Source organism: Synechococcales cyanobacterium T60_A2020_003 (assembly GCA_015272205.1).
GTDB lineage: Bacteria > Cyanobacteriota > Cyanobacteriia > RECH01 > RECH01 > JACYMB01.
Genome location: JACYMB010000076.1, coordinates 1 through 6,311, shown reverse-complemented (window position 1 = coordinate 6,311; position 6,311 = coordinate 1). Strand labels below are relative to the sequence as shown.

At 53.7% G+C, this 6,311-nt stretch carries 6 protein-coding genes and 1 CRISPR repeat array; of the genes, 4 read left to right on the top strand and 2 right to left on the bottom strand.

Annotation, left to right across the window (positions count from 1 at the left end; all coding sequences use genetic code 11):
• Window positions 1-190: 190 nt before the first annotated feature.
• The gene (locus IGR76_03910; protein MBF2077669.1) at window positions 191-1,117 is read left to right on the top strand and encodes a malate dehydrogenase; all 927 of its coding nucleotides are present in this window, start codon (window positions 191-193) and stop codon (window positions 1,115-1,117) included.
• Entirely contained in the window at window positions 1,107-1,595 is a 489-nt protein-coding gene (locus IGR76_03905) for a hypothetical protein (GenBank protein ID MBF2077668.1), read from the top strand. The genes IGR76_03910 and IGR76_03905 overlap by 11 nt, the downstream gene beginning before the upstream one ends.
• 5 nt (window positions 1,596-1,600) lie before the next feature.
• On the opposite strand, the gene IGR76_03900 is transcribed toward IGR76_03905, so the two are convergent.
• Window positions 1,601-2,716 (bottom strand): endo alpha-1,4 polygalactosaminidase, encoded by a 1,116-nt coding sequence (locus IGR76_03900; GenBank protein ID MBF2077667.1) that lies wholly within the window; start codon window positions 2,714-2,716, stop codon window positions 1,601-1,603.
• 142 nt (window positions 2,717-2,858) lie between these two features.
• Between IGR76_03900 and IGR76_03895 the strand changes: the two genes are divergently transcribed.
• Window positions 2,859-3,782: a pentapeptide repeat-containing protein gene (locus tag IGR76_03895; GenBank protein MBF2077666.1), complete on the top strand. Its 924-nt coding sequence runs from the start codon at window positions 2,859-2,861 to the stop codon at window positions 3,780-3,782.
• A gap of 155 nt (window positions 3,783-3,937) precedes the next feature.
• The gene (locus tag IGR76_03890; protein ID MBF2077665.1) at window positions 3,938-4,369 is read left to right on the top strand and encodes a hypothetical protein; all 432 of its coding nucleotides are present in this window, start codon (window positions 3,938-3,940) and stop codon (window positions 4,367-4,369) included.
• 117 nt (window positions 4,370-4,486) lie between these two features.
• On the opposite strand, the gene cas6 is transcribed toward IGR76_03890, so the two are convergent.
• Complete coding sequence (gene cas6 / locus IGR76_03885) at window positions 4,487-5,581, bottom strand: CRISPR-associated endoribonuclease Cas6 (GenBank protein MBF2077664.1); 1,095 nt, start codon at window positions 5,579-5,581, stop codon at window positions 4,487-4,489.
• Between the two features lie 134 nt (window positions 5,582-5,715).
• Window positions 5,716-6,289: a CRISPR direct-repeat array (repeat unit 27 nt; unit sequence GTTTCCGTCCCCTTGCGGGGAAAGGGG).
• Between the last annotated feature and the right edge of the window lie 22 nt (window positions 6,290-6,311).

Here is a 6,311-nt window from a genome sequence, read left to right as displayed (position 1 = left end):
TCAAATGTGTTGCGCTCAACCGCATGATTCAGATCGCTAAACCCGATAGCTACAAGGTTGAAGGTTAATACCAGGACACTCTCAAGGCGAACCTGACCGTTTTTCTAATCATGCAACAAAGCCTATTGGTGCCCTAAATCCCACCGAACGCCTGCAACTGGTAGGACGGGCGGGCGGACGCAGTGCCCAAGTGCTCTACGGGCTGTGCAGCGATTTACAAGATGCCTATGCCGAGCGATCGCCCGCCCTGGATGTTGCCCTCTATCCCGATGAGGTGGTGGGAGATGTGATTGTGATGGCGGCGGGAGCTACCGTGGGAGGGAACGTCACCTCACGATCGCAACTGGCTTCCCTTAATCGTCCAATCTTTGAAACCTATGCCCAGGCGATCGCCGATCACGGCTACGGTCATGAGGTGGTGATCATTGTGACCAATCCCGTAGAACTAGCAGTAGAAATCTTTAGTCGGCACTTGGGACGACATCGTGTGATTGGGGTGGGAGCCTATTCCGACTCGTTACGATTCCGGCGGGAAATTTCGGCGGATTTAGGGATTCGGCGTCAGCTTGTCCAAGCCTTTGTCGTCGGTGAGCATGGAGAGTTAATGGTGCCGCTGTGGAGTAGCCTCAAAGTTCACGGCATGACCTCAAGCGAAGTTCGCACCACCCGCAAACAGCTCCAGCGTGGAGGCAGTATCCTCACCTTCTTAGAGACTGTTCGTAGCCAAAAAGACATTGTAATGACTTTAATTCGCGACGGAAAATTTCGGGAGGCGTACACTTATGTAGATAGCCTCTCACCGGATCTGCGGGTGGTGATTAAACCGTTTGTCACCCAGTTGTCTGGGGCAAAAACGATTATGGCGACGGCCAATGTGACGGTGGATTTGGTACAAAATTTACTGGAAGGACGGGAAATAGTAGTGTCCGGGCAGGTACAACTCAACGGGGAATTCTACGATATCCGCACACCGATTGGTGTGCCGATTGTGGTGACACCATCGGGATGGACGCAAGTGGTCTCGCTCCAGCTTTGGGCTGAAGAAGCCGAACTATTGCAACAGGTCGCAGAACAACTCAGTCAGCGCTTGAAGGAGGACTTAAGCGATGGAGCTTGAACGGTGGGTCTTTGTGGTGCGAGCGCTGGATAAACCGGGAACCTTGACGGCAACGGCGGCAGTATTTTCCCACCGGGGAGTATCGCTGGAGTCCATTTTAGGCAGTGGCATTGCGTCAACGACGACGGAAGACGGTCGTTTAATTTTGACTTTCTGCGCGACTCCCCAAAAACAGGCCATGCTGCTGCGCTCCCTCGAACGGCTGAGTAGTGTTATGCAGGTGTCGGTCTATCGCTACGATGATCCGCTGTTACGGGCGATCGCCGTCGTGAGTCTTTCCGATCCCAACGCCGTCGATCTCTCTACCCTACCCTTGCGCCTTGAACCGATTACGGGGGAACTGAATACGAATCTTGCAGAAGGCCGTGCCAGTCACCTATTGCTGACCGGAAATCCTCCTACGGTTGCCGAGGCGATCGCCAAATTTCGTGAACATGGTGTCCTCAACGATGTGGTGGTGGCAACGATCGCCCTTTAGCCGACTCATGGGTTGGGCTGAATCCCAGGAATCGTCACAATTTCATTCAGTTCCCGATCGCGCTTTGCCACGTAGGGAATAAAGTCCTGGGCGATCGCCAGATCTCGAAAGAGATTAATCCGCTCTAAGTTCTTACCCTCATAGACCAGGTTGGAATTGCCGTTGGTGTCTACATAGTCCACCGACAGCACAGGCTTACCCGCATCCCGAATTTGTTGGAGCCATGGCAGCCGATAGTTGACTTCGGACTGCGGTTGGCGATGGGTTTCGTCGTAGAACACATCCTCCACCCCAATCCCGCTAATCGTCTTGAGGTAGCTGCCATCACGATCGTACTTGAGAATAGTTTCGGCATTTTGCGGCACGATGTGAAAACTGGACTGCCCTTTGTCAATCCGTGTATGCTGCGCGATGGTTTCAACCAAGGAAATCATCCGGTTCGCGGCCTTCCGTCGGCTTAGGGTCACCGATTCTCCATTGTTTTGCTGACTCCAGTATTCAAAGCCATCAACGATGTCGAGATAGACTCCATCAAACCCCGCGTTGAGAATCCGATCGACGTATCCCAGCACAATCGACTGCCACTCAGCATTCCAGTACTTCACTTTGTAGTTGCCGCGCCATTGGGGATTGGTGCGTCCTAGCCAAGCGGGAGCATCCTTGTCGGGTTGTTTCAGTCCGGTTTTAGGATCTTTCGTAACCCACCGATCCTTGAAGTAATAGCGATAATCTTCTGCTTCACCAATGCTGAGGTAGGCCAACACCGTTTTACCGCTAGCGTGCAGTACGTCTAAATCCTCGCGGGTATAGGCCGTTTGCTGGCTGCCATCTTGGGAGTAGTCGATCGTGACCAGATCAAAGCTTGTGGATGCGATCGCCCTAATCGAGTCTTTCTTGAGTTGAAGCTGGTACAGCCAATCCGCTCCAACGAGGGGCTGTCCTGTCGTAGCCATCGTTCGATCCTGCGCCTGGAATTGAGCAGACCGGAGGGGCGATCGCCGTCCGGTGGAATGCTTCAAATCAGCTTGCAGGGAAGACGCGCGGTTTGGAAATGGGGCGAACGGCTCAGAATCGAGGCGTGAAGCCGATGGAGTGTGCGTTTGCAGCGGGTGATGTTTCATGGGAGAAGCCCCCAATCGATGTGACTTAAACTACACAATCTTAGTTATTTCCTCGAAAAAGTTTACGGCATGTTTAACCAATGTTCTCAATAATTGTAAAACAGGATACAAATAAGCATTTATTCTCATCGCGTCTCAAGCCATGATCCCCCTGACCCCTGACCAAGTCCTCGCCGAAATCCGTAATGGGCGATCGCTCGCGGAGGCAGAACTCAGCTACATCAACCTTCAGGATGCCCGACTGAGTGACGCCGACTTTTCCGGTGCGTTTCTGCGAGGCGCGAACTTTTCCTACGTTCTGGGCGATCGCGCCAACTTTACCCAAGCGACCCTCACCCTCGCCAACTTCTATCGCAGTTCTTTAATGGGAGCCGTTTTAGCTGGTGCAACATTGGTGCGATCGCGCCTCGAGCAGGCCAATCTGCGAGGGGTCTATGCACCCAATGCCCATCTCCACGGCGCGATTCTTGATGGGGCGCAGGTTCAAAATGCCGTCTTAGATGACGCCGATTTACAAGAAGCCAGTGCCCAAGATACCAACTTTCGAGGCAGCAGTCTGGTTCGTGCTAACCTCAGCACCAGCAACTGTAGTCGGGCTAGCTTTAGCCACTGTAACCTGCGCCATTGCTATGGGTATGCCGCCGCTCTAGCAGGGACATCCTTTGAGCAGGCGGATCTCCGCCAGGCGAATCTCCGTCAGGCCGTCCTGGTAGGCGCAAATTTCACGACCGCCAATCTCACCAACGCTACGCTGCGAGGAGCCGATCTTGAACACGCAATTCTGACCCATGCTCAGATGGATTGGGTATCGTTTAGGGCAGCGTATTTAATCTATACGAATCTCTTCAATGCTTCTCTAGTCGGTGCCCATTTTGATGGGGCAGTGCTCATTGGCACCAATTTTGGCAACGCTGACTTACGCCGTGCGGAATTTCACGATGCCGCGTTCGCACAGGTTAATTTTGAAGGGGCTTGCGTTGACGGGGCAAATTTTTACAATGCCCAGGGACTCACAACCGAACAACGCAACTGGCTCATTCATCACGGAGCTATTGGATTCGCTTAGACATACCCAGGCCTTACGCAATTGGGCGATTTGGCGGGAGTGTAACCTAAAAGACTCAGGACGCCGCAGGTAGTGCGTAAGTCCTGTAGCGACTACTTGCCTGTTCCCAGCAAACGACTTAATCTATTCGAAAACCTATTGATGAGGAAGTCGGTATGGACTTAATGGGTATCGTGAAGCAAGTTATCACTAGCTCGGATACGGAAGCCAGCAATGACCTCATGGGATCGCTGTTAGGGGCTTTGAATCAGGCTCCCGTGGACAATAATCAGATTGGCGAAATTGCCCATAGCCTTCAAAAGGTACTACAAAGTAAAGGCGATGCGAGTTCCTTAATAGGTGTGCTGCAAGCGGTTGCGGCGACGGGTACGATCGAAAAACTACTGGCATCGGAGCAGGTGATGGCGATCGCCCAGCGGGCTGGGGTAAGTCCTGAGATGGTCAAAAGCGTTACGCCGTTGATCGCCCAATTTTTAGTGAAAGGGTCTAATGCTCAGGGAGGAGGGCTGTTGCAGAAGGTGCTGTCTGGGGAGGTGGATCTTGGTCAGATGGCAGGACTCATCGGCATGGCGAGTAAGTTTATGTAGAAGTTTCGTCCACTTTCGCGCAGCGTTGAATCTAGAGTAACCGTATTTGCGATCGCCCTGGATTGATCAGCCCTGTTATTGATCCACAGTAGTTCTAATCTGGCCGTTTTGGTGTTGCTACTGGCGGAGCGATCGCCGTGCGAGTTTGGCGTAGGTTTTGACGGTTTCGTAGGGCATATTGAGGTCGCCAGCAACGTCGAGGAGGGAATCGCCTTGTTCGCGACGGGCGAGGATGGTGGCCCAGGTTTCGGCGGTTTGGCGGGCGCGATCGCCTCCGGTGCGTTTGCGTTGGGATAGGAAGAGATGGGTCAGGTAGGTAATGCGATCGCTGAGGCGTTCTTCGTCGGTCGGTTGATTGATCCCTTGAGGATGATTAGGTTCCCATCCGAGCTGGGTTTGGCCGAGGCCGAAGGTGGTTTTGTGCCCGGTGCCGCAGTAGGGTGCGAGCTGGATCAGGGCGTAGAAGAGTTGGCGAAATTCGGGCATTTTGTCGGCGTGGCTGGATAGGTTGAGGCTGAGGCCGCCCACAAATCCGGTGACGGAACCGCGTTTCCCGACGGCGACTTTTTGGGTTTCGATCTGGAGGCGTTGGATGATGACGGTTTCGTCGATCCAGTTTAGAAATGGGTCTTGCTCGAAGGGCAGCCCTGAGAAGTCGTTCCAGCGGCGGAGGTAGCTATGGAATAGGTTGTTGGGAACGGGGAGGGGGAAATGATGACCTTTGCGGCGGAAGCTGGTGGGACTCGTAAAGCTGAGGTGAACGGGGCCGCGCATTTGGCGGGCGGAGTCCCAGAGGGTGCGATAGGTGGTGGGGGATGGGGATAGGGTGATGGACTGGATTTGGAAGGGGATGGTTTTAAGGGTGAGCTGAGTCGGAGGGTGTTTTTGCCATACGGCGATGCCTTTGACGACGTTTTGGGAGAGGGCGGTGATCTGCCAGTCGTAGGTGGTTCCTTTTTGGATATGGAGGTGTTGGCCGTGGGCGCGCAGTTGGCCGCTGAGGGTGCTGATGGTGAAGGGTTTTTCGGATTCGCCGTCGTGGAGGTAGGTGGAGAGGGCGGGATCGATTTGGCGGATTTGGTCGAGGAACCAGGCGTGGAGTCCGATGGTGTATTGGGGGTAAAGAGCATCGGAGGTGAGGGCTTGGAGGGAGAATTTTAGTCCGATGAGTTCGGTGGTGTTTGGGATGGTGAGGGGAGAGGGGTGAGACATAATCGGGATGGACGGTTGGGTGATGCTTTTAATCCTAGTGTGATGCGGTGAGTGTGATGAAGTTTTTTGTCCCTTTGCGGGGAATGATCTTGGAATTAAATTGCCAACGCCCTCGAAAGCAGGAATGCTAACGAGTTTCCGTCCCCTTGCGGGGAAAGGGGTATGTCGAACCGGTATTTCGATCAACTCATGCCAACGCATGAAGCAGGCGTTTCCGTCCCCTTGCGGGGAAAGGGGTATGTCGAACCATCAAGACCTGTCCAGGATTGTTTTTCACCATAATCTAAGTTTCCGTCCCCTTGCGGGGAAAGGGGTATGTCGAAAACTCAACTGGCGAATTTTACGAAACGCCGGATGGTAACTGGTTTCCGTCCCCTTGCGGGGAAAGGGGGGTGTCGAACACATGGAGCACTATATTATAGGGAGCCTGGTAGTGAGTAGTTTCCGTCCCCTTGCGGGGAAAGGGGGGTGTCGAACCCACGGTGGATTTATTTAGAATGATTGGGCGTGCCGTCGAGTTTCCGTCCCCTTGCGGGGAAAGGGGGGTGTCGAACGCCTTTTCCTGTTGCGCGGTAAGAATGCCGAATGATATGTTTCCGTCCCCTTGCGGGGAAAGGGGGGTGTCGAACCAGAAATGTTTCAGTGCCGTTTGGCGCTAGGGACAAAGGCTAGTTTCCGTCCCCTTGCGGGGAAAGGGGGGTGTCGAACTCTCTTAAGCTTTTTTCCTTGG

Bases quoted from the DNA above. Each gene is read 5' to 3' on its own strand.
- IGR76_03905 (MBF2077668.1), top strand. From the start codon at position 1,107: ATGGAGCTTGAACGGTGGGTCTTTGTGGTGCGAGCGCTGGATAAACCG.
- IGR76_03900 (MBF2077667.1), bottom strand. From the start codon at position 2,716: ATGAAACATCACCCGCTGCAAACGCACACTCCATCGGCTTCACGCCTC.
- IGR76_03895 (MBF2077666.1), top strand. From the start codon at position 2,859: ATGATCCCCCTGACCCCTGACCAAGTCCTCGCCGAAATCCGTAATGGG.
- IGR76_03890 (MBF2077665.1), top strand. From the start codon at position 3,938: ATGGACTTAATGGGTATCGTGAAGCAAGTTATCACTAGCTCGGATACG.
- cas6 (MBF2077664.1), bottom strand. From the start codon at position 5,581: ATGTCTCACCCCTCTCCCCTCACCATCCCAAACACCACCGAACTCATC.